Annotated in this window: 15 protein-coding genes; 4 read left to right on the forward strand and 11 right to left on the reverse strand. The window is 74.1% G+C overall.

What is annotated here, in order from left to right:
* Positions 1-21 precede the first annotated feature (21 nt).
* From ligD to VE614_RS07185, 3 genes are read right to left on the reverse strand one after another with little or no spacing between them, the layout of a single operon-like run.
* Complete coding sequence (gene ligD / locus VE614_RS07175; RefSeq protein ID WP_324933766.1) at positions 22-948, reverse strand: non-homologous end-joining DNA ligase; 927 nt, start codon at positions 946-948, stop codon at positions 22-24.
* A complete protein-coding gene (locus VE614_RS07180; RefSeq protein WP_324933768.1) occupies positions 945-2798 on the reverse strand; it encodes a transketolase in 1854 nt (617 codons plus the stop codon). The genes ligD and VE614_RS07180 overlap by 4 nt, the downstream gene beginning before the upstream one ends.
* Positions 2795-4858, reverse strand: coding sequence for an FAD-dependent oxidoreductase (locus VE614_RS07185; protein ID WP_324933770.1), 2064 nt, complete (start codon positions 4856-4858; stop codon positions 2795-2797). The genes VE614_RS07180 and VE614_RS07185 overlap by 4 nt, the downstream gene beginning before the upstream one ends.
* 214 nt (positions 4859-5072) lie before the next feature.
* On the opposite strand from VE614_RS07185, the gene VE614_RS07190 reads away from it, so the two are divergent.
* Positions 5073-6032, forward strand: a complete 960-nt coding sequence (locus tag VE614_RS07190) for an LLM class F420-dependent oxidoreductase (RefSeq protein WP_324933772.1) — start codon at positions 5073-5075, stop codon at positions 6030-6032.
* A gap of 7 nt (positions 6033-6039) precedes the next feature.
* Positions 6040-7131, forward strand: coding sequence for an enolase C-terminal domain-like protein (locus VE614_RS07195; RefSeq protein ID WP_324933774.1), 1092 nt, complete (start codon positions 6040-6042; stop codon positions 7129-7131).
* A 424-nt stretch (positions 7132-7555) separates the two neighbouring features.
* On the opposite strand, the gene VE614_RS07200 is transcribed toward VE614_RS07195, so the two are convergent.
* The 8 genes from VE614_RS07200 to VE614_RS07235 all read right to left on the reverse strand — a co-directional run bounded on the left by VE614_RS07200 (position 7556) and on the right by VE614_RS07235 (position 17510).
* Positions 7556-8065 (reverse strand): phage holin family protein, encoded by a 510-nt coding sequence (locus tag VE614_RS07200; RefSeq protein ID WP_324933776.1) that lies wholly within the window; start codon positions 8063-8065, stop codon positions 7556-7558.
* Between the two features lie 260 nt (positions 8066-8325).
* Entirely contained in the window at positions 8326-8889 is a 564-nt protein-coding gene (locus VE614_RS07205) for a GNAT family protein (RefSeq protein ID WP_324933778.1), read from the reverse strand.
* 275 nt (positions 8890-9164) lie between these two features.
* Positions 9165-10088, reverse strand: a complete 924-nt coding sequence (locus VE614_RS07210; RefSeq protein ID WP_324933780.1) for an LD-carboxypeptidase — start codon at positions 10086-10088, stop codon at positions 9165-9167.
* Positions 10085-12052: a prolyl oligopeptidase family serine peptidase gene (locus VE614_RS07215; protein WP_324933782.1), complete on the reverse strand. Its 1968-nt coding sequence runs from the start codon at positions 12050-12052 to the stop codon at positions 10085-10087. Before VE614_RS07215 ends, VE614_RS07210 begins: the two co-directional genes overlap by 4 nt.
* A 4-nt stretch (positions 12053-12056) precedes the next feature.
* On the reverse strand, positions 12057-13361 hold the full coding sequence (locus VE614_RS07220) for a M20/M25/M40 family metallo-hydrolase (RefSeq protein ID WP_324933784.1): 1305 nt from the start codon (positions 13359-13361) through the stop codon (positions 12057-12059).
* Positions 13354-14223: a M55 family metallopeptidase gene (locus tag VE614_RS07225; RefSeq protein WP_324933930.1), complete on the reverse strand. Its 870-nt coding sequence runs from the start codon at positions 14221-14223 to the stop codon at positions 13354-13356. The genes VE614_RS07220 and VE614_RS07225 overlap by 8 nt, the downstream gene beginning before the upstream one ends.
* Positions 14224-14509: 286 nt before the next feature.
* Entirely contained in the window at positions 14510-16918 is a 2409-nt protein-coding gene (locus VE614_RS07230; protein WP_324933786.1) for an MFS transporter, read from the reverse strand.
* Between the two features lie 148 nt (positions 16919-17066).
* Positions 17067-17510: an SRPBCC family protein gene (locus tag VE614_RS07235; protein WP_324933788.1), complete on the reverse strand. Its 444-nt coding sequence runs from the start codon at positions 17508-17510 to the stop codon at positions 17067-17069.
* 147 nt (positions 17511-17657) lie between these two features.
* Between VE614_RS07235 and VE614_RS07240 the strand changes: the two genes are divergently transcribed.
* Both VE614_RS07240 and VE614_RS07245 read left to right on the forward strand, forming a co-directional pair.
* Entirely contained in the window at positions 17658-18689 is a 1032-nt protein-coding gene (locus VE614_RS07240; RefSeq protein WP_324933932.1) for an Rv2578c family radical SAM protein, read from the forward strand.
* A 135-nt stretch (positions 18690-18824) separates the two neighbouring features.
* Positions 18825-20420, forward strand: a complete 1596-nt coding sequence (locus VE614_RS07245) for an alpha/beta hydrolase (RefSeq protein WP_414719538.1) — start codon at positions 18825-18827, stop codon at positions 20418-20420.
* The last annotated feature ends 10 nt before the right edge of the window (positions 20421-20430 follow it).

The following is a 20430-nucleotide window of genomic DNA, read 5'->3' on the forward strand; positions in this document are numbered from 1 at the left end:
CGGCACGGCGGCGTCCGCAGGTCAGCCGCGCAGCGCGTCGAGCCTGCGCCGGGCCGGTCCGAGGGCCCGGCCCCGGCTCATCACGCCCGCCCAGGGGTTGGTGCGGGCCTGGTCGACGGCGTCGGCGAGGGTCCAGCGGCGGGGTCCGAAGCCGGGCTCGTCGAGCTGGTCCCAGGAGACGGGCACGGCCACGGGCGCGCCGGGGCGGGCGCGGACGGTGAAGGGGGCGACGGCGGTCTGGGCGTAGGCGTTGCGCTGGACGTCCAGGTAGAGGCGGTCGCCGCGGTCCTTCTTGCGGGCGGCGGTGGTGAACCGGTCGGGGTGCCCGGCGGCGAGGGTGTCGGCGGCGTCGCGAGCGAAGTGCCGTACCTCGTCGAAGTCGTGCCGGCCGGTCAGCGGCACCACGATGTGCAGGCCGCGCGAGCCGGTGGTCATCAGGGCCGACGGCAGCCGCAGTTCGTCGAGGAGTTCGCCGAGCAGCACGGCCGCCTCGCGCACGGGCGCGAAGTCGTCGCCGGAGGGGTCGAGGTCGAAGACCATCCGGTCGGGGCGGTCCAGCCGGTCACCGCGCGACAGCCAGCGGTGGAGCGTGACGCACGCCTGGCCGGCGAGGTGGACGAGGGTCGCGGAGTCGTCGCAGACGGTGTGACGGACGGTGCCGCCCTCCTTGGGCACCTCGACGCGGGTGATCCAGTCCGGGTAGGTCTCCGGGGTGTTCTTCTGCATGAAGCCGGGGCCGTCGACACCGTCCGGGTGCATCTCCAGCATCAGCGGCCGGCCGCGCAGATGCGGCAGCAGGAAGGGTGCGACGGACCGGTAGTAGTCGACGAGGTCGCCCTTGGTGTACTCCGGGTGGCCGTCGCCGCCCGGGAAGAGGACCTTGCCGGGCCGCCGTACCTCGACCGTACGGCGGCCCGCCCGTACCGTGCGCGCCTCGGCGCCGCTCACGGGACGATCGCCTGCTCCACGAGCAGGCGGACGGAGGCCGCGATCGACTCGGCGTCGATGCCGGCGGCGTGCAACTGCTCCTCGGGCGAGGCGGAGCCCGGCATCGTCCGGACCGCGAGGCGGACCAGGCGCGGCACCGGGCGCCCGTCGAGGAACGCGTCGAGGACGGCGTCCCCGAGGCCGCCCTCCGGGTGGTGGTCCTCCACGGTCAGCAGGCAGCCGGTGTCCTCCGCGGCCTGACGCAGGGTCAGCCGGTCGACGGGCTTGACCGAGTACAGGTCGATCACCCGCACCTGGATGCCCTCCCGGTCCAGGGCGTCGGCGGCGGCCAGCGCCTCGGGGACGGTGATCCCGGCCGCGACGACGGTGAGCCGGTCCTCGCCGGAGGAGCGCAGCACCTTGCTGCCGCCGATCGGGAACTCCTCGTCCGGCCCGTAGATCACCGGGGTCGCGCCGCGCGAGGTGCGCAGATAGCGGATGCCGTCCAGACCGGCGGTCTCCGCGACCAGCCGGGCCGTCTGGTTGGCGTCGCACGGGTACAGCACGGTCGAGCCGTGCACGGCCCGGAACATCGCCAGATCCTCCAGGCCCATCTGCGAGGGGCCGTCCTGCCCGATCGCGACGCCCGCGTGCGAGCCGGCCAGGTTGATCCCGGCCCCGCTGACCGACGCCATCCGCACGAAGTCGTACGCACGGGTGAGGAAGGCGGCGAAGGAGGAGGCGTACGGCACCCACCCGCGGGCGGCGAGACCGACCGCGGCGGCGACCATCTGCTGCTCGGCGATGTAGCACTCGAAGTAGCGGTCGGGGTGCTCCTTGGCGAAGTACTCGGCGCGGGTGGAGTCGCCGACCTCCCCGTCGAGGGCGACGATGTCGTCGCGGGCGGTACCGAGCGCGGTCAGCGCCTTGCCGTAGGCGTCGCGGGTGGCGGTCTTGTCGCCGCCGCGCTCCCACCGGGGCAGGTCGACACCCGAGCCGGTGGGCACGGACCGCAGGGCCCGGTCGCCCGGCGGCTGGTGCACCCGGACGGCGAGATCGCGCTTCCCGCCCAGCTGCGCGATCGCCTCCTCGGCGTCCGGCAGCGGCTTGCCGTGCAGTCCTTCACGGTCCTCGACCCCCTCGACTCCCTTGCCCTTCAGGGTGCGGGCGAGAATCGCGGTGGGCTGGCCGAGGGTGGAGATCGCCTCCCCGTAGGCGCGGTCGATGGCGTCCACGTCATGGCCGTCGATCTCGATGGTGTGCCAGTCGAAGGCGCGGAAGCGGCGTGCGTAGGCGTCGAGGTCGTGGCCGTGCCGGGTGGGGCCGCGCTGGCCCAGCCGGTTGACGTCGACGATCGCGACGAGATTGTCCAGCTGTTCGTGGCCCGCGTGCTCGGCGGCCTCCCAGACGGAACCCTCGGCCAGCTCACTGTCGCCGCACAGCACCCAGACACGGTAGTCGGCGCGTTCCAGCCGCTTGCCGGAGAGGGCGACACCGACGCCGACCGGCAGTCCCTGACCCAGCGATCCGGTGGCCGTCTCCACCCAGGGCAGCCGCCGCGGCGTGGGATGCCCCTCCAGCCGGCTGCCCATCGTCCGGAACGTCAGCAGCTCTTCGTCGTCCAGGGCGCCGGCCGCCTTGAACGCCGAGTACAGCAGGGGGGAGGCGTGCCCCTTGGACAGGATGAAGCGGTCGTTGGCGGGGTGGTCGGGGCGGTCGAAGTCGTAGCGCAGGTGGTTGGCCAGCAGGACGGCCATCAGGTCGGCGGCCGACATCGAGGACGTGGGGTGCCCCGAGCCCGCGGCGGCGGCCGCCCGCACACTGTCGACGCGCAACTGCTGTCCCAGCTCCACGAGTTCGTCGGTGTTCATCGCTCTCCTTGGACGGACTGGTCGGAAACGTCGGTGGTGTCGGGAGGGTCGGTGGGGTCAGGAGGGTCGGCGGGGTCGGGAGGGTCGGCGGGTTCGGAGGGCAGATCGGTGCTCTTGACCGGACCGGGAGGTTCGGGTCCCGTGCGCTGCCGGGCCGGGCCGGGCGGCTCACGGCCGGCCCGGGGCTCGGCGGCCGCGTCGGGACGCCGCACCGGCCCGGGAGGTTCGGCGCCGGACCCCGGACCCGGCGGTTCACGGCCGGCCCGCGGCTCGGCGGGCCCGTCACCCGGACTCCGCCGGGGGCCGTAGTGCGGCTCGGCCGGGCTCGACCCCTCCTCCCCGGTCACGGTCTCGGCGGGCCCGGACGGTTCGATCTCGGCGGACCCGGCGGCCCCGGGCGTCTCGGCGTCCAGGAACGGCCCGGCCACCCCGGACCACTCCGCGTCCCCTTCCACGACGGCCCCCAGGGCCCGGCCCCGGCTCCGCACGGGCTGCCCGCCCGGCTGCCCCGTCCCAGGCTCGCCGCCGGGCTGGTTCCTGGCCGGCTCCCCACCGGGCTGGTTCTTGGCCGGCTCCCCACCGGGCTGGTTCTTCGCGGGTTCGGACCCGGGCTGGTTCTTCGCGGGTTCGGACCCCGGCTGGTTCTTCGCGCTCTCGGACACGGCCCGCCTCCTGTTGGCCTCCGTACGGTCGTCCCCCTCTCCCCCGTTCCCGGGCGCCCGCTCTCTCCCGCTCCCCCGCACCCGCTCTCCCCCGTTCCCCGGCGTCCGCGCCGGCTCCGGTGAGGCCGTGTCCAGCGGGACGGACGACGACCGGTCGAGTCCCAGCTGGACGGCCTGCCGGGGCAGCACCGCGTCGAGCAGCCAGTCGGCGGCCACCCGCACCCGGTTGCCGGGCATCGCGGCGAGGTGGTACCCGCGGGCCACCGCCCCGGCGAGCGGCCCGGACATCGCGACGCCGAGCGGGTTGGCGGCCGCCTTCGTCCCGCCCAGGTCGACCACGACCCCCAGGTCGCGGTGGTGGTAAGCGTGCCGCTCCCCCGCCCCCAGCGAAGCGGCGACGTTGCGGGCGCACACCTTGCCCTGTCGCCAGGCGTGCTGCGCGGTCATCGGCGTGTACTCACCCGGCTTGTCGAGATCGGGCACGGCCGCCGCGTCCCCGCAGGCGAACACCTCGGGCCGCCCCGGCACCCGGAGGTGCGGGTCGACGAGGAGCCGGCCGCGTTCCATCGGCAGCTCCAGCGAGGCGACGAGCGGATCGGGCCGCACCCCGACGCACCACACGAGGGTGCGGGTCTCGACGTACTCGCCGTCGGTGAGCAGTACCCCGTCGCGCGTGGCCTCCTTCACGGAGGTCCCCGTCCGCACGTCCACGCCCCGCTGCCGCAGCACCCGGTCGGCGGCGCGGGAGAGCCGTTCGTCGAGTTCGGGCAGGACGCGCGGTGCGACGTCCAGCAGCAGCCAGCGGGGCCGTACGCCTTCCCGCAGCGGATGTGCGCGGACCTGCGCGTCGGTGAACAGCTGTCCGTGCGCGGCGACCTCGGTGCCGGTGTATCCGGCGCCGACCACGACGAACGTGCAGCGCGCGGCGCGGTGCTCCGGGTCGTCGGAGGAGGCGGCGAGTTCCACCTGCCGGGTGACGTGGTCGCGCAGGTACAGCGCTTCGGACAGGCTGCGGAAGCCGTGCGCGTGCTCGGCGACGCCGGGGACGGGCAGCAGTCTGTTGACACTGCCCGCGGCGAGGACCAGCCGGTCGTACTCCAGGGTTCCGGCGCCGCCCTCGGGGTCGGTGTAGTGCACGGTGCGCGCGTCGAGGTCGACACGGCCGGCCTCGCCGAGCACCAGCCGCACCCGGGGCAGTGTGCCGGCCAGGGAGACGGTGACCCGGCGCGGCTCCAGGACACCCGCCGCGACCTGGGGCAGCAGCGGCAGGTACAGGAAGTGGCCGGTCGGGTTCAGCAAGGTGATCTCGGCCTTGCCCCGGGACATGCGGGACAGTTCCCGGGCCGTCCGGTACCCGGCGAAGCCGGCACCGACGATCACGATGCGGGGTCGACTCACGGTGGCGCCTCCGGCGGTGTCGCCCGTAGGGGAAGGTACGCGGGCAGGTCGGGCCGTACGGCGGGCACGCGGACGTACGACGTCTCCCGTCCTCCCGTACGAGCTATCCGCGTCCCCCTGGCCGGGGCGCCCAAACGTCCCCGGTTTCCCCGCCGGGCGCCGGGTACTCGGCCCGGGACCCCCACCCGAGCCGCCCGTCGCGGAGGTACCCCCCATGCCCGAGTACGGCTACTTCCTCTCCTGCGAGGAGCACGGCCCCGCGGACCTCGTGGAGCAGGCCAGAATGGCCGAGCAGGCCGGTTTCCGGTCGCTGTGGATCTCGGACCACTACCACCCCTGGAACGACGCCCAGGGCGAGAGCCCGTTCGTGTGGTCGGTGATCGGCGCGCTCTCGCAGGCGGTGTCGCTGCCGATCGAGACGGCGGTGACCTGTCCGACGGTGCGGATCCACCCGGCGGTGGTGGCGCAGGCCGCGGCGACCAGCGCGGTGATGACGAACGGCCGCTTCCGGCTCGGCGTGGGCTCGGGCGAGGCCCTGAACGAGCACATCCTCGGCCACACCTGGCCGCCCGCGGACGTCCGGCTGGAGATGCTGGAGGAGGCGATCCATGTGATGCGCCGCCTGTTCACGGGCGAGGAGGTCACCCATCACGGCACCCACTACACCGTGGAGAACGCCCGCCTCTACACGGTCCCGGACGAGCCCGTCCCGATCGACGTCTCCGGCTTCGGCCCGAAGGCGACCGAGCTGGCGTCCCGGGTGGGCGACGGCTACATCACGATGATGCCCGAGGCGGACATGGTGCGGCGGTTCCGCGAGAACGGCGGGGGCGCGAAGCCCGTCATCGGCGGCACCAAGGTCTGCTACGGCACCGACCGCGACGAGGCGGTCCGTACGGTGCACCGGATGTGGTTCAACGAGTACCTGCCCGGCGAGATGGGCCAGATCCTGCCCTCGCCGCGCCACTTCGAGCAGCTCCAGCCGCTGGTCACCGAGGAGATGATCGCCGAGCAGGGCGTCTGCGGGGACGACGTGGACGAGCACGTGGCGGCGCTGACCGCGTTCGCCGACGCCGGCTTCGACACGATCTACGTCAACCAGATCGGCCCCGACCAGCGCGGCTTCTTCGACTTCTACCGGACCAAGGTGCTGCCGCAACTCCCGGGGAGCTGACGGGACGATGCGGCTGCGGTTACCCGCCGTTTCGGTGTACACGGTCCCGACGGACGCCCCGGAGGCGGACGGCACCCTCGCCTGGGACACCACGACGCTCGTCCTCGCCGAGGTCTCGACGGGCGAGGCGACCGGCACCGGCTGGACGTACGGCCCGCCCGCGGTCGGCGACTTCCTGCGCGACCATCTCGCCCCGCTCGTGGCGGGCCGATCCGCGCTGGACGTCCCGGCGTTGCACGACCGCCTGGTCCGCGCGGTGCGCCACGCGGGCCGCCCGGGCGTCGCCGGCTGCGCGATCTCCGCGCTGGACGTCGCCCTGTGGGACCTCAAGGCGCGACTCCTGGAGCTGCCTCTGGCGCGGCTGCTGGGGACGGCCCGGGAGCGGGTCCCGGTGTACGGCAGCGGCGGTTTCACGACGTACCACGACAAGCATCTGGCCGCGCAGTTGAACGGCTGGGTGCACGGCCAGCACATTCCGCGCGTGAAGATGAAGATCGGCGAGGACCGCGGCCGGGCGGTCCCCCGTGACCTGGCCCGGGTCCGCGCGGCCCGCGAGGTCGTGGGCGAGAGGGCCGAGTTGTACGTGGACGCGGGCGGCGCCTACACCCCCAAGCAGGCGGTCCGCGTGGGGCACGCCGTGGCGGATCTGGGGGTGGGCTGGTTCGAGGAGCCGGTGCCGTCGGACGACCTGTCCGGGCTCAGGCTGGTGCGCGACCGTGTGGTCTGCGATGTGGCGTCCGGCGGGTACGGCTACGACCTGCCCTGTTTCGCCCGGATGATCGCGGCCGGCGCGGTCGACTGCCTCCAGGTGGACGCGACCCGGTGCGGCGGCATCACGGAGTTCCTGCGGGCCGCGGCCCTCGCCCAGGCGCACGGCCTGGAGGTCTCCGCGCACGGCGCGCCGCACGCCCACGCCGCCGCGGCGGCCTCGCTGCCCAACCTGCGGCACATCGAGTGGTTCCACGACCACGTCCGGATCGAGTCGATGTTCTTCGACGGCGTCCTGGACCCCACGGGCGGCACGGTCCGCCCCACGGCGGGCCTGGGCCACGGCCTGACACCGCGCACGGACGAGGTGGAGGACTTCCGCGTCGCCTAGCCCCACCTGACAGCGGCACCCATCCGGCCGTGTGCCCCGAAGTCCCTGCCGTGCGGCCCGTCAAATGCCCACAGCTTCCCGGCGCTTCGGGTCTCCGCGCGATGCGCACCGGCTGACCCGGTAGGCGGGCACGGAGCACACCAAGTGCCCGAACGCGTTCACGGCCTGCCGGGTGGCGGCGTCGACGGCCTTGGCGTCGGCCATGCCGACGGGACGGCCAGCGCCGCCCCGCCCGCCCGCCGCACTTCGGCGGCGGCGGCCGCCGGCCCCTCGCGGCCCGGGCCGGCAGGGCGGCCACCCGGTCGGTCGCCGCGCGCGGCGAAGGCGCGGGCCGTCGCGCGGCCCACGCCTCCACCGGCCGCCACCGGCCCCGGCGACCACGACGGTTCTGCCACGCCCCGGCGTCACCGGCCGCGCCCGCGGATCACGCCCGGTGCCGCGGGTTCTCGGGGTCGACGTCGTCGGTCCGCGGCGCGGGGGCGCTCATCCGGCCGGGAGCCGGAGTGCGCGCGCCGGGTACGCCGGTCACGCCCGGGGCGACCGGCGGCATCGGCGGGTAGGCCGTGCCGAGCCCGCCGGGCGGTCCGGCGGGCGGGGTTCCGCCGACGACGTGTCCGCTGCCGGAGTCGTGCGCCGGCGTGTGCTCGGTGCGGGCGGCGCCACGCAGCGCGTAGGCGGCGACGGCGAGGAGCGCCGCCGTGATCAGCGCGGCGGCCCAGTCCGGCAGCACCAGCGCGAGGGCGAGCCCGACGGCGAGCGCGAGGGCCGCGCCCGCGTACAGGGCGACGGTGCCGGACGCGGCGTACAGCATCGCCGTACGGCGCTGCTTGCGGGTCTGCTGCTTCAGTTCGTCGCGGATCGTCTCCCGCGCCACCTGTGCCAGCTCGTCGGCGAGATGTTTGTCCAGATGCTCCAGATGCTCCAAGCGGTCCATGGCCGCCGGGTACCCGGCGCGGACCGCGGGTAACGCACCGTCACGGGACGGACCCCGCCCGGAGCCGGTGTCCAGCGGGCCGTAGGCCTCCCACCCGGACACCTCGCTCTCCGCCTCCAGCCGGATGTGTTCGAGCTGGGTACGGGCGAGCCCGGCCTAAATCTCGCGGCAACCACCGGTGCCGGGCTCGGTGAGCCAGTCCTGCCGGCGCCGTCCGCCGCCGCCGGTCCCGAGGACCTACCGGTCAGGATCGTTGACGGTCAACCGGAAACCCGCATCTCGACGGTGAGCGCCCAGCGCTCGTGGTCGCGCCAGGCCCCGTCGATGAAGAGCATGTTCGGCGAGAAGCCCTCCCGCCGGAAGCCCGCGGCCTTCGCCAGGTTGATGGAGGCGGTGTTCCCCGGTTGCACGTTGATCTCCAGCCGGTGCAGTCGCATGGGCCCGAACGCGTGGCGCACCACCAGCTCCAGGCCCTCCCGCATCAGTCCGCGACCGGCGGCGTGCGCGAAGGCGCCGTAGCCGAGGGCGCCGCACTGGAAGCCGCCGCCGACGATGTTGTTGATGTTGATGAACCCGGCGATCGCCCCCGGCCCGGCCGGGCCGTCCAGCTCGCAGACGAGGAACCCCGCCCTGGCCGGGTCGTCGATCAGCCGGCCCGCGTAGCCGGCGTACGCCTCGATGCTGTCCGGCGGGAACAGCCACGGATGGTGCAGGTCCTTGCTCTCCCGGACGCGCGCGACGAACTCGGCGCCGTCGCGGTGTGTGAAGTGGCGTATGCCCACCCGGGGGCCCTCGGCGAGATAGCGGGAGGTGTCGTGCGGCATCGGACCAGCCTACGACGGGCCGGCCGCGGCTCCCCGGGAGCCACCGCCGGAGGTCTTCGGGCTCATGACACCAGGATGAGCCCGAAGGCCGGGACCCGCACGGTGAGCGCCCGCCCGCCCGTGCCCCACGGGTGGCTCGGCCGCCGGGGAGACGACCGGAGGGTGGCGCGGGGTGCGCCACGAAGGTCAGGGGCCGGGTCTGCGGCGCGCTGGTCCAGCCCAGATGGGTGCCGCGCAGTACTCAGCGCAGTGCGGTGCTGAGCGAAGCGCCGTGCTCAGCGCAGTGCCGGTTCGTCCAGTGTCAGCGTCCCCGCCGCCGCGTCGAGTCGGGCCGCCACCCCGAACGGGATGGTGAGCGCGCCCGCGCAGTGCCCGAAGCCGAACTCCTCCGCCACCGGCACACCGAGCCCGCCCAGCCGTTCGGCGAGCAGGGCCCGCACCCGCTCGTACGGCTCGCACCCCTCCCAGGAGCCGAGGAGCACCCCGCGCACCCCGTCGAGCGCGCCGGCCCGCAGCAGTTGGGTGAGACAGCGGTCCAGGCGGTACGGCTCCTCCCCCACGTCCTCCAGGCAGAGCAGCCCGCCCTGCGCGGACCGCCGGGCGTGCGGGGTGCCGAGTTCCGCGGCGAGCAGGCTCAGACAGCCGCCGAACAGCACACCCCGCGCCCGCCCCGGCACCAGGGCGCGGCCGCCCGAGCCGATCGCGCGGACCGTCTCCGGCGCGAACAGGGTGGCCTTCAGGTGGTCCTGGGCACGCGCGTTCTTGACGAAGTCGATCCCGGCGGCCATCGGCCCGTGCAGGGTGACGAGTCCCAGCCGGGCGGCGAACGCCTCGTGCAGCGCGGTGACGTCGCTGAAGCCGACCAGGACCTTCGGCCCGGCGGCGCGCAGCGCCTCCCAGTCGAGCAGATCGACCATCCGCTGGACGCCGTAGCCACCGCGGGCGCACAGCACCGCGTCCACCGCCGGATCGCACCAGGCGGCCTGGAAGTCGGCGGCGCGGTCGGCGTCGGCGCCCGCGAGATAGGGCAACGTGCCGTGCCGGTCGAGCACATGCGGGGCCACGACGGGGTCGAGATCCCAGCCGCGCAGCACGTCGAGGCCCGCCTGGAGGCGCTCCTCGGGCACCGGCCCGCTGGGCGCGACGACGGCGACCCGGGCGCCGGGGGCGAGCCGGCGCGGCCGGACGAGTTCCCTCACCTGGTCAGCTCCACCGGACGGATGCCGGGCACCCGCAGCCCGAACACCTGGGCGTACAGCGACAGTTCGGCCTCCAGGGCGCACACCATGGTCTCCGCCCGGCGAAAGCCGTGGCCCTCGCCCTCGAAGGCGAGATAGGCATGCGGCACCCGCCGCCCGTCCATCCGGGCCAGGAACCGCTCGCACTGCACGGGCGGGCACACCACGTCGTCCAGGCCCTGGAGCAGCAGGAACGGTACGGCGATCCGGTCGGCCCGGGTCACGGGCGAGCGCTCCGCGTACCGTCCGGGCACCTCGGCGAACGGCCCGACCAGGCTCTCCGGATACCCCGACTCGAAGTCGTGCGTCTCCCCCGACGCCCAGCCGGTGAGGTCGAGGACGGGGTAGAGGATCGTGCCGCAGGCGTAGACGTCGGTGGCGGCGAGGGAGGCGGCGGCGGTCCAGCCGCCCGCGCTGCCGCCCCGGATGGCGAGCCGCGCCCGGTCGGCGGTGCCCTCGTCGGCGAGGGCGAGCGCGACGGCCGCGCAGTCCTCGACGTCGACCACGCCCCACTGCTCGCGCAGCCGCTCCCGGTAGGCCCGCCCGTAGCCGCTGGACCCGCCGTAGTCGACCTCGGCGACGCCGATGCCGCGGGAGGTGAAGTAGGCGACGGCGAGGTCGAGGACGAGCGGGGCACGGTCGGTGGGCCCGCCGTGCGCCCAGACGACATACGGCGGGAGTTCCCGCGCGGGGGCGGTGCAGACGGGGTGGTGCGGCGGATACACCCGGGCGTGGATGTCGCGGCCTTCGGGTCCGGTGAAGGTGCGGATCTGCGGCTCGGGGTAGTAGGCGGGGTCGACCGCGTCGCGGTGCGCGGCGCCGATCACCCGGGCCCGGCCGGTCCGGGTGTCCAGCTCGATCACCTCGTGGGCGGTGCGCGGGCTGGCGCCGACGGCGACGACGCGCTCGCCGTGCGCGGCGAGGGTGGGACAGAACTCGGTCCAGGGGCCGGCGGCGTCGACGAGTTCACCGGATTCGGGATCCAGTATCCCGAGTACGGCCGGCCCCCGACCGTGGACGACGGCGATGAGCCCGTTCTCCAGCGGCGCGAACCAGCGCTGGCCGACCTTCCACAGCGGGCCGCCGAACTCCTCCTCGCGCGGGCACAGCGGCTCCCCGTCCCGGTAGAGGTTCCACCAGCCCGTACGGTCGCTCGTGTACAGAAGACGGTTGTCCGTCGACCACTCCACCTGGGCGATCGACTCCTCCGGTCCCCCTGCCACCGTCCGCGCTCCGCGCAGCCGGCCGTCGTCCCCGACCTCGGCGGCGATCACCTCCGTGCCCTCCCACGGCATCCGCGGATGGTCCCAGCCGAGCCAGGCCACCCGCCGCCCGTCCGGGGCGAGACGCGGCCCGGTCACGAACCGGTGCCCGCCGTCGCTCAGTTCACGGACACCGCCCCGGTCACCGGCGGCCGAACCGTCCAGCGGCACGGCGGCCAGCACCCGGCGCACCGCACCGGGCCCGTCACCGGTGAACTCCTCCAGCACGCACCACACCTCACCGCGCTCCACGCACAGCACCGGGTCGGCCCAGCGCAGCCCGCCGCCCACCGCCGACACCGGGGTCAGCGGACGCGGGGCGCCCGCGCCGGGCTCGTACCGGTACAGCCGCTGGTCGGCGTAGTGCGCGAACACCACCAGCGGCCGGCCGTCCACGACCCCGCCCGCCCAGGGCCGCCCGCCGTACTCCCACACCCGGCTGCGCACGTTCCACGGCGCGGACAGCATCTGCTCCTCGACGCCGTCCGCCCGCCGCCGCACCAGCGCGCGCCGGCCGCCCTCGGCGGGCCGCGGCTCGGTCCACCACACCTCGTCGCCGACGAAGCCGACGTACTCGGGCCGGCCGTCGTGCGCGGCGGCGAGGGCCGCGTCGATCGGCGAGGGCCAGGAGCCGTAGGGCAGGGTGTGCACCTCGTCCCCCATCCGCCTAGGCCGTCCGCAGGAAGCGGTCGAGGACGCGGACGCCGAAGTGCAGCGCCTCGACCGGCACCCGCTCGTCGACGCCGTGGAACATGGCCTGGTAGTCGTAGCCCTCGGGCAGCTTCAGCGGGGTGAACCCGTAGCCGGTGACGCCGAGCCGGGAGAACTGCTTGGCGTCGGTGCCGCCGGACATGCAGTACGGCACGACGTGGCCCTCCGGCGCGAACTCCTCGACGGCGGCGCGCAGCCGGGCGTACGTCGGCGAGTCCACCGGCGCCTGGAGGGCGACCTCGCGGTGGTGGTACTCCCAGTCCACATCCGGCCCGGTGAGCCGGTCGAGGGCGGCGCGGAACTCCTCCTCGCAGCCGGGCAGATACCGCCCGTCGACATAGGCCACGGCCTCGCCCGGAATGACGTTGATCTTGTAACCGGCGTCCAGCATGGTCGGGTTGGCACTGTTGCGCACGGTCGACTCGACGAGCTTCGCGGCCGGGCCCAGCTTCTCCAGCAGCCGGTCGACATCGCGCAGATCGGCGTCCACGCCGTAGAGCGCGGCGAGTTCGGTGAGCGCGGCCCGCACGGTCGGGGTCAGCCGCGGCGGCCACTCGTGGGCGCCGATCCGGGTGATCGCGGCGGCGAGCCGGGTGACCGCGTTCTCCCGGTTCACCTTGGAGCCGTGCCCGGCGCGTCCGCGCGCGGTGAGCTTCAGCCAGGCCGTGCCCCGTTCCCCGGCGGCGATCGGGTAGAGCTGCCGGCCCGCGCCGTCGTGGAAGGTGAACGCCCCGGATTCGCTGATGCCCTCGGTGCACCCCTCGAAGAGATACGGGTGCTCGTCGGCGAGGAACCCGGAGCCGTCCTCCGCGCTGGCCTCCTCGTCTGCGGTGAACGCGACGACGATGTCCCGGCGGGGCCGGAAGCCCGCACGGGCCCAGGCCCGCACGACGGCGAGGATCATCGCGTCCATGTTCTTCATGTCGACCGCGCCCCGCCCCCAGACGACCCCGTCGCGCACCTCCCCGGAGAACGGGTGCACGCTCCAGTCGGCGGCCTCGGCGGGGACCACGTCCAGATGGCCGTGCAGCAGCAGCGCGTCGGCGGACGGGTCGGTGCCCTCGATCCGGGCGACGACATTGGTGCGGCCCGGGGTGCGTTCCAGCAGCGTGGGCTCCAGACCGGCGTCGGCCAGCCGCTCGGCCGCGTACTCCGCGGCGGGCCGCTCCCGGCAGTCGCCGGCGCCCCGGTTGGTGGTGTCGATGCGGATGAGGCCGGAGGTGAACTCGACGACCTCGTCCAGCGCGTGCCGGTCAGCCATACTGCTCCTCCACGGCGGCCGAGGCGACGGTGGTGACCGCCTTGAAGGTGCGGATTCCCTCGTACATCGTCGGGCTGGTGTACGCCACCTTGCGCTCCCCGACCCGGCCGACGCCCGGCACGACGGTGGCCGCCATCGCCAGGTGCTCGGCGTCGAACTCGACGGCGACTGTATACGGCCCACCGGCTGCCACCGGCCCGCCGGCCGTATGCGGTCGAGCGGCCATCGGATCCCGCCGGCCCGCCAGCGCCACCGCCTCCTTCGCCGCCGCCCGGATGTCCGCCGCCGTCCTGGCCGGCGTACGGCACACCGCCGCGTACCGCGACACATGGTCCTTCACCGCGACCTTCAGGGCCTCGGGCGCGTACCCGAGCGCGTCCTCGCACGCCACGTCGTCCCCGGTGACCAGCACCACCGGCACGCCGTACTCGGCGACAACGTGGGCGTTGAGCAGCCCTTCGCTGGCGCGGACGTCGTTCAGCCAGACCCCGGTGATGGAGTTGGCGAGGTAGGTGTGGGCGAGCACGCCCTCCATGCCGGCACCCGCGTGGTAGCCGACGAAGGCGATGCCGTCGACGTCGCCGTGCTGCACGCCCTCCACCATGGACAGCGACTTGTGCCGCCCGGTCAGCATCTCCACCCGGTCGTCCAGCCGTTCCAGCAGCAGGTTGCGCATCGTCCAGTGCGCCTCGTTCACCAGCACCCGGTCCGCGCCGCCGTCGAAGAAGCCGAGGGCGGCGGCCTGCACGTCGGAGGTGAACATCGCCCGGCACCGCTCCCACTGCGGGGTCCCCGGCAGGACGTCGGCCGGCCAGGTGACGCCCGTGGCACCCTCCATGTCGGCGCTGATGAGGATCTTCACCATGCTCCCAACTCCGCCGGTCCCGGACGCGGATCTTTGCCGGCCTCACGTTACGCGTGGCCCGCACCACAGACCAGAACGCGCGCGCGAACGCCTCTGTCGTGGCGGGTGGCGGTCGGCAGGGTGCCTCGACGCCGCACCCGTGTGATGTCCGCTGATGTCCGCGTTATTGCGCGAGGGGCCGGGCGGGTACGACCTGCCGCCCCCTGATCGCGGTCACAAGGCGCACGGGACGGCGCGAGGCGCACCCTCCGCGCCTCGCGCCGTCCCGGCGGGTGCGCGTGTGTCAGTCCTCGTGCCCCAGCTGAAGATCGCGTTCCGTGCGGCCGCCGCCGGCCACCTGGAGCACGGTGGCCACGGGCGGATAGCCGGCCGCGATGACGGTGTACTCGCCGGACGACAGGTCGACGAACCGGAAGGTGCCGTCGGCGCCGGTGGTCATGGTGTCGACGACGTTGCCCGCCGCGTCGAGCAGGGTCACGCGCGCGTCCTCGACGGACCGTCCGCCGCCGGCCCGGACGGTGCCGCGCAGCACGGCGCCGCCCGCGAGTTCGATGTCCTGGCGGGTCTCGCGGGCGGCCTGGACGGTGACCGGGAGCGCGGCGGGGCGGAACGCGGGCGCGCTGGCGGCGAGGGTGTACTCGCCGGCGACCAGCTCGGTGATGACGTAGCCGCCCTCGCGTCCGCTGCGGGTGGCGGCGACGACCTCGCCGTGGACATTGGTGAGGGTGACGGTGGCGTCGCGTACGGGGGTGCCGTCGGCGGTGACGACGGTGCCCGCGAGGCGTCCGGCGCCGCCGAGGACGACGTCCAGCTCGACGGGGCGCTCGCCGACGGTCACGGAGACGGCCTGCGGCTGGTGGCCGCCCGCGGCGGCGATCAGCACGTACGCCCCCGAGCCCGGAGTGGCCAGCGCGTAGCGACCGTCCTCACCGCTGGCTCCCCGCCCGATCTGCTGTCCGGCGACGTTGATCAGGGTGAGCGCCGCGCGGGGCACGACGGTCCCGTCCGAGTGCTGCACCGTGCCGCAGACCGGGATGCCGCCCGCGTACGCCGCCCGGGCATGCGGGATCGGCGGTGCGGGCGCCGGCGGGGCGACCGGCGTGGTCTCCGGGGCGGTGGCAGGGGCGTTGTGGGACACCAGTGGTCTCTCCTTGAGGAAGAAGGCGATGAGCAGGCCGAGGACCAGCACCGGCACGAGGTAGAGGAAGATCCTCGGCATGGCGTCGGCGTAGGCCTGGATGTAGCCGTCGCGCAGCGCCGGGGGCAGCGCGTGGACCAGCTCGGGGGTCAGGGACTCGGGGTCCGGAAGCTCGGCGCCGGCCCGGGCGGGGAGGTGGTCGCCGAGGGAATCGCTGAGCCGGTCGGCGAAGAGGGTGCCGAAGATCGCGGCGCCGACGCTGCCGCCGATCTGCCGGAAGTAGTTGTTGAAGCTGGTGGCGGTGCCGAGGTCGGCGGGGCGTACCGAGTTCTGCACGGCGAGGATGAGCACCGGCATGACCAGGCCGATCCCGGCGCCCAGGACGGCCATCCAGACGCTGTAGTGCAGCCGCGGGGTGTCGGCCTCCAGCCGGGAGAGCAGCCACATGCCGACGGCGGACAGGGCGCTGCCGAGGACGGGGTAGATCTTGTAGCGGCCGGTGAGGCTGATGAGCTGGCCGGAGACGATGGAGGCGCCGACGATGCCGCCCATCATGGGCAGCATCAGCAGGCCGGACTCGGTGGCGCTGGCTCCGTCCACCATCTGCAGGAAGGTCGGCAGATAGCTGGCCGCGCCGAACAGGGCGACGCCGATGACCAGGCCGACCAGGCCGGTGACGTTGAAGACGGAGTCCTTGAACAGCCGCAGGGGGATGAGGGGTTCGGCGGCGTGGCGTTCGGCGACGAGGAACAGGAGGGTGGCGGCGAGGGCGCCCGCGCCGAGGCCGAGGCTGACGCGCGAGTCCCAGGCGTGTTCGGTGCCGCCCCAGCTGGTCAGCAGGACCAGGCAGGTGGAGGCGGCGGCGAGCAGCAGCGCGCCGAGGAGGTCCAGGCGGGGCTTCGCGGTGGGCTTGGGGAGTTTGAGGACGGCCGCGATGACGGCCATGGTGACCAGGCCGAAGGGGACGTTGATGTAGAAGCACCAGCGCCAGGAGTGGTGGTCGGTGAGATAGCCGCCGAGCAGGGGGCCGGCCACCGAGGCGAGCCCGAAGGCCGCGCCGATCAGCCCCATGAACCGGCCGCGCCGCCGGGGCGGCACGATGTCCGCGATGATCGCCTGCACGCCGATCATGAGCCCGCCCGCGCCGACGCCCTGCACCGCGCGGCAGGCGATCAGCTGGTCCATCGTCTGGGCGCGGCCGGCCAGCGCGGAGCCGGCGACGAAGACGACGATGGCGAACTGGAAGACGCCCTTGCGGCCGAAGAGGTCGCCGAGCTTGCCGTAGATCGGCAGTCCGACGGTGGCGGTGAGCAGGTAGGCGGTGATCGCCCAGGCCATCTTGTCGAGGCCGTGCAGCTCGCCGACGATCCTCGGCAGCGCGGTGGCGACGATCATCTGCTCCAGGGCGGCGAGCAGCAGGGCCAGCATCAGTCCGAAGAAGACCAGCCGCACGCGGCGGGGGCTGAGTTCGGCGGCCCGGTCGGGGGGTGCGGCGGGAGGCTGTCCGGGCGCCGCCGCGACCGGTTCTTCCTGCACCAGAGTGATCCCGCCCACGTACCGCTCCCCTCGTCGCGCTGCTCGGATTTCCGCGTAATGCGGCAACTACGAGCAAGCGCGACGAGTTACGGCGTAAAGCCGGTCGATACGGAGAACCACTCGATCCGGTGAGGACGCCAACGCGCCAAGATGCGTTGGCTCTTGACTACTTCTCGACCTCGGCGGCGAGCTTGGCGAGCACCGCGTCGTAGATCCGGCCGAGACCCTTGGGGGCGAAGGTCTTCTCGAAGAAGCCGCCGATGCCGCCGGCGCCGTTCCACACCGTGGTCACGACGACCCGGGACTTGCCCTCGCCGGCCGGGGTGACGCGCCAGGTGGTGACCATGGAGGAGTTGCGGTCCTTCTCGACCAGCTCGCCGTCGGTGGGCTCGGTGACCTCCAGGAGGCAGTCGCGGACGCGCTTGCTGGTGGCCTGGAGCTTCCAGTGGACGAGGGTGCCCTCGCCGTCACCGCCCTCGCGCACCTCGTACTCGCTGAACTGCTCGGGCAGCAGCTTCGCGCGCGTGCCGCTGTAGTCGGCGAGGGTGTCGAACACCGTCTCCGGGTCCGCCGCGACGACCCGCTCGGTAGTGGCCTCGACCTGAGCCATTGCGTTCCTCCAGCACCTGGGGTTCTCGGGGTTGGGGGCAAGCCAACCACCCCGCCGCCCGGCCGCCCAAATCGGGGCCCGGCACTGCTCGCACGATCATGGGAACACATGTTCTATTCTGGGGGCGAGCACTACCGAGGAGGCGTCATGCGCTGGGAGAACCTCTCCGTCGAGTCCGAGGAGCACGCCCGGGCCGACGCCGCGCTGTTCGGCGCGGACGCGGTGACCACCCGCACCTTCGACACGCCGGAATTCCGCGGGATCACCTTCCACGAGGTGCGGGCCCGCTCCGTCCTCAACCGGGTGCCCGGGGCCTCCCGCATGCCCTTCGAGTGGACGGTCAACCCCTACCGGGGCTGCTCACACGCGTGCGTCTACTGCTTCGCCCGCAAGACCCACAGCTACCTGGACCTCGACACCGGCCTCGGCTTCGACTCCCAGATCGTGGTGAAGGTGAACGCGCCGGAGCTGCTGCGCCGCCAGCTGGCCTCCCCGCGCTGGCACGGCGAGCACATCGCGATGGGCACCAACGTCGACTGCTACCAGCGGGCCGAGGGCCGCTACCGGCTGATGCCGGGCATCATCGCCGCCCTGCGCGACCGCGCGAACCCCTTCTCGATCCTGACCAAGGGCACGCTGATCCTGCGCGATCTGGACCTGCTGACCGAGGCCGCGCGGGTGACGGACGTCGGCATCTCCGTCTCGGTCGGCTTCACCGACACCGAGCTGTGGCGCACCGTGGAGCCGGGCACCCCGGCGCCGGAGCGGCGGCTGGACGTCGTGCGCGCCCTCGGGGAGCGCGGCATCGGCTGCGGGGTGCTGATGGCACCGGTGATCCCGTTCCTGAGCGACCACCCGGACCGGCTGCGGGCCACCGTGCGGGCGATCGCGGCCTCCGGGGCCACCTCCGTGACGCCGCTGGTGCTGCATCTGCGGCCCGGCGCCCGGGAGTGGTTCATGGCCTGGCTGGAGCGCGAGCACCCGTATCTGGTGCGCCGCTACGAGCGGCTGTACGCGGACGGCGCCTATGCCCCGAAGTGGTACCAGCGCCGGATCACCCGGCAGGTGCACGACCTCGCGCGGGAGTACGGCATCGGACCCACGCGCGCGGGGACGGCCCGCCGGATCCGGGAGCCCGAGCCTGCCCCACCGGAACCGACCCAGCTCACGCTGCTCTGAGCAGCGTCGGGGCGCATCCGGCGGAGCAATCGGGTCACGTCCCGACCGAACATGTTCTTCCGGGCGCCCACCCCGGGACGATGCGGCGAGGACCGTGATCCTCACGGTCCGGCAACCTCCGTCCCGGGAGGCTCCATGCACTCCTTGTCCCAGCGCGCGGCCGTGCTGCGCGGTGCCGCCGCCGTCGCGGCGGCGACGCTCTCGGCCGCAGCGCTCTCCGCCGCCCCGGCCCGGGCCGGCGCCCCCCGCGCGGACCCCGCTCCCGCCGCGCGCCTCGCCTGGAAGACGTGCGGCACGACCGCCTACCCGACGCTCCAGTGCGCGTCCCTGAAGGTGCCGCTCGACCACGCGGACCCGCGCGGGCGGCAGATCACCCTGGCGCTGTCCCGGGTCCCGCACACCGCGAAGACCTCCCAGGGCCCCCTCCTGGTCAACCCCGGCGGCCCCGGCGGCAGCGGTCTCACCCTCGCCGGGTTCGTCGCCTCCGCGCTGCCCGAGAAGGTCGCCGCCCAGTACGACGTGATCGGCTTCGATCCGCGCGGAGTGGGCCGGAGCGACCCCGCCCTGGACTGCGCGCCCGGCCACTTCGACCCCGTACGTCCGGACCCGGTGCCGCTCACGCCCGCCGGAGAGCACGCCAACCTCATGCGCGCGAAGGCGTTCGCGGACGCCTGCGGCCTCAAGCACGCGGACGTGCTGCCGTACATCGACACGGTCGGCGCGGCACGGGACCTGGACCTGATCCGCCGGGCGCTGCGCGCGGACCGGATCTCCTATTTCGGTTACTCGTACGGCACCTACCTGGGCGCGGTCTACGCCCGGCTGTACCCGGAGCGGGTGCGCCGCGCGGTCCTCGACTCGGTGGTCGACCCGACCGGCGTCTGGTACGAGCACAACCTCACCCAGGACCTCGCCTTCAACGACCGCCATCGCGCCTTCCTCGCGTGGGTGGCCCGGCACCACGGGACGTACGGGCTCGGCACGGACCCGGAGCGGCTGGAGACCGCCTGGTACGCGATGCGGGCGGAGCTGGCGAAGGAGCCGGCGGACGGCCGGGTGGGCGCGGCGGAGCTGGAGGACACCTTCGTGCCCGGCGGCTACTACGACGGCTACTGGCCGTATCTCGCCGAGGCGTTCGCGGCGTACGTCGAGGACGGGGACACGGAACCCCTCATCGAGGCGTACGAGAACTTCGGGGCGGCGGACGCCGCCGGCGGCAACGGCTACAGCGTCTACACCGCGGTGCAGTGCCGGGACACCGGCTGGCCGCGCGACTGGGAGCGGTGGCGCGAGGACAACTGGGCGGTGCACGCGCGGGCACCGTTCTTGACCTGGAACAACGCCTGGTACAACGCGCCGTGCGCGTTCTGGCCGGCGGATGCGGGCCGGCCGGTGGACGTGTCCAACGACCGTCTGCCGCCGGTGCTGCTGTTCCAGGCGACCGGCGACGCGGCCACCCCCTACCGGGGCGGCGCCACCGTCCACCGGCTGCTGCGCGGCTCCAGCCTGGTGGTCGAGGACGGCGGCGGCAACCACGGCGTCACGCTGAGCGGCAACGCCTGCCTGGACCGGCACCTGGCGGCGTACCTCACCGACGGCACGGTGCCGCGCGGCGACGGCGAGGCGGACGCGGTGTGCGCGGCGGGACCGGACCCGAAGCCGCTGGATGCCAGGACGTCCACCACGGCGCCGGGCGGGACGCTGCACGCCCTGCTCGGATTCCGTCGCTGACCTGAGAGGT

It is taken from the genome of Streptomyces sp., assembly GCF_035645055.1.
In the GTDB taxonomy this organism is placed as follows: Bacteria; Actinomycetota; Actinomycetes; order Streptomycetales; family Streptomycetaceae; genus Streptomyces.

Bases quoted from the DNA above. Each gene is read 5' to 3' on its own strand.
- VE614_RS07245 (WP_414719538.1), top strand. From the start codon at position 18,825: ATGCACTCCTTGTCCCAGCGCGCGGCCGTGCTGCGCGGTGCCGCCGCC.
- VE614_RS07195 (WP_324933774.1), top strand. From the start codon at position 6,040: ATGCGGCTGCGGTTACCCGCCGTTTCGGTGTACACGGTCCCGACGGAC.
- VE614_RS07215 (WP_324933782.1), bottom strand. From the start codon at position 12,052: ATGGGGGACGAGGTGCACACCCTGCCCTACGGCTCCTGGCCCTCGCCG.
- VE614_RS07240 (WP_324933932.1), top strand. From the start codon at position 17,658: ATGCGCTGGGAGAACCTCTCCGTCGAGTCCGAGGAGCACGCCCGGGCC.
- VE614_RS07220 (WP_324933784.1), bottom strand. From the start codon at position 13,361: ATGGCTGACCGGCACGCGCTGGACGAGGTCGTCGAGTTCACCTCCGGC.
- VE614_RS07180 (WP_324933768.1), bottom strand. From the start codon at position 2,798: ATGAACACCGACGAACTCGTGGAGCTGGGACAGCAGTTGCGCGTCGAC.
- VE614_RS07205 (WP_324933778.1), bottom strand. From the start codon at position 8,889: ATGCCGCACGACACCTCCCGCTATCTCGCCGAGGGCCCCCGGGTGGGC.
- VE614_RS07190 (WP_324933772.1), top strand. From the start codon at position 5,073: ATGCCCGAGTACGGCTACTTCCTCTCCTGCGAGGAGCACGGCCCCGCG.
- VE614_RS07235 (WP_324933788.1), bottom strand. From the start codon at position 17,510: ATGGCTCAGGTCGAGGCCACTACCGAGCGGGTCGTCGCGGCGGACCCG.
- VE614_RS07200 (WP_324933776.1), bottom strand. From the start codon at position 8,065: ATGGACCGCTTGGAGCATCTGGAGCATCTGGACAAACATCTCGCCGAC.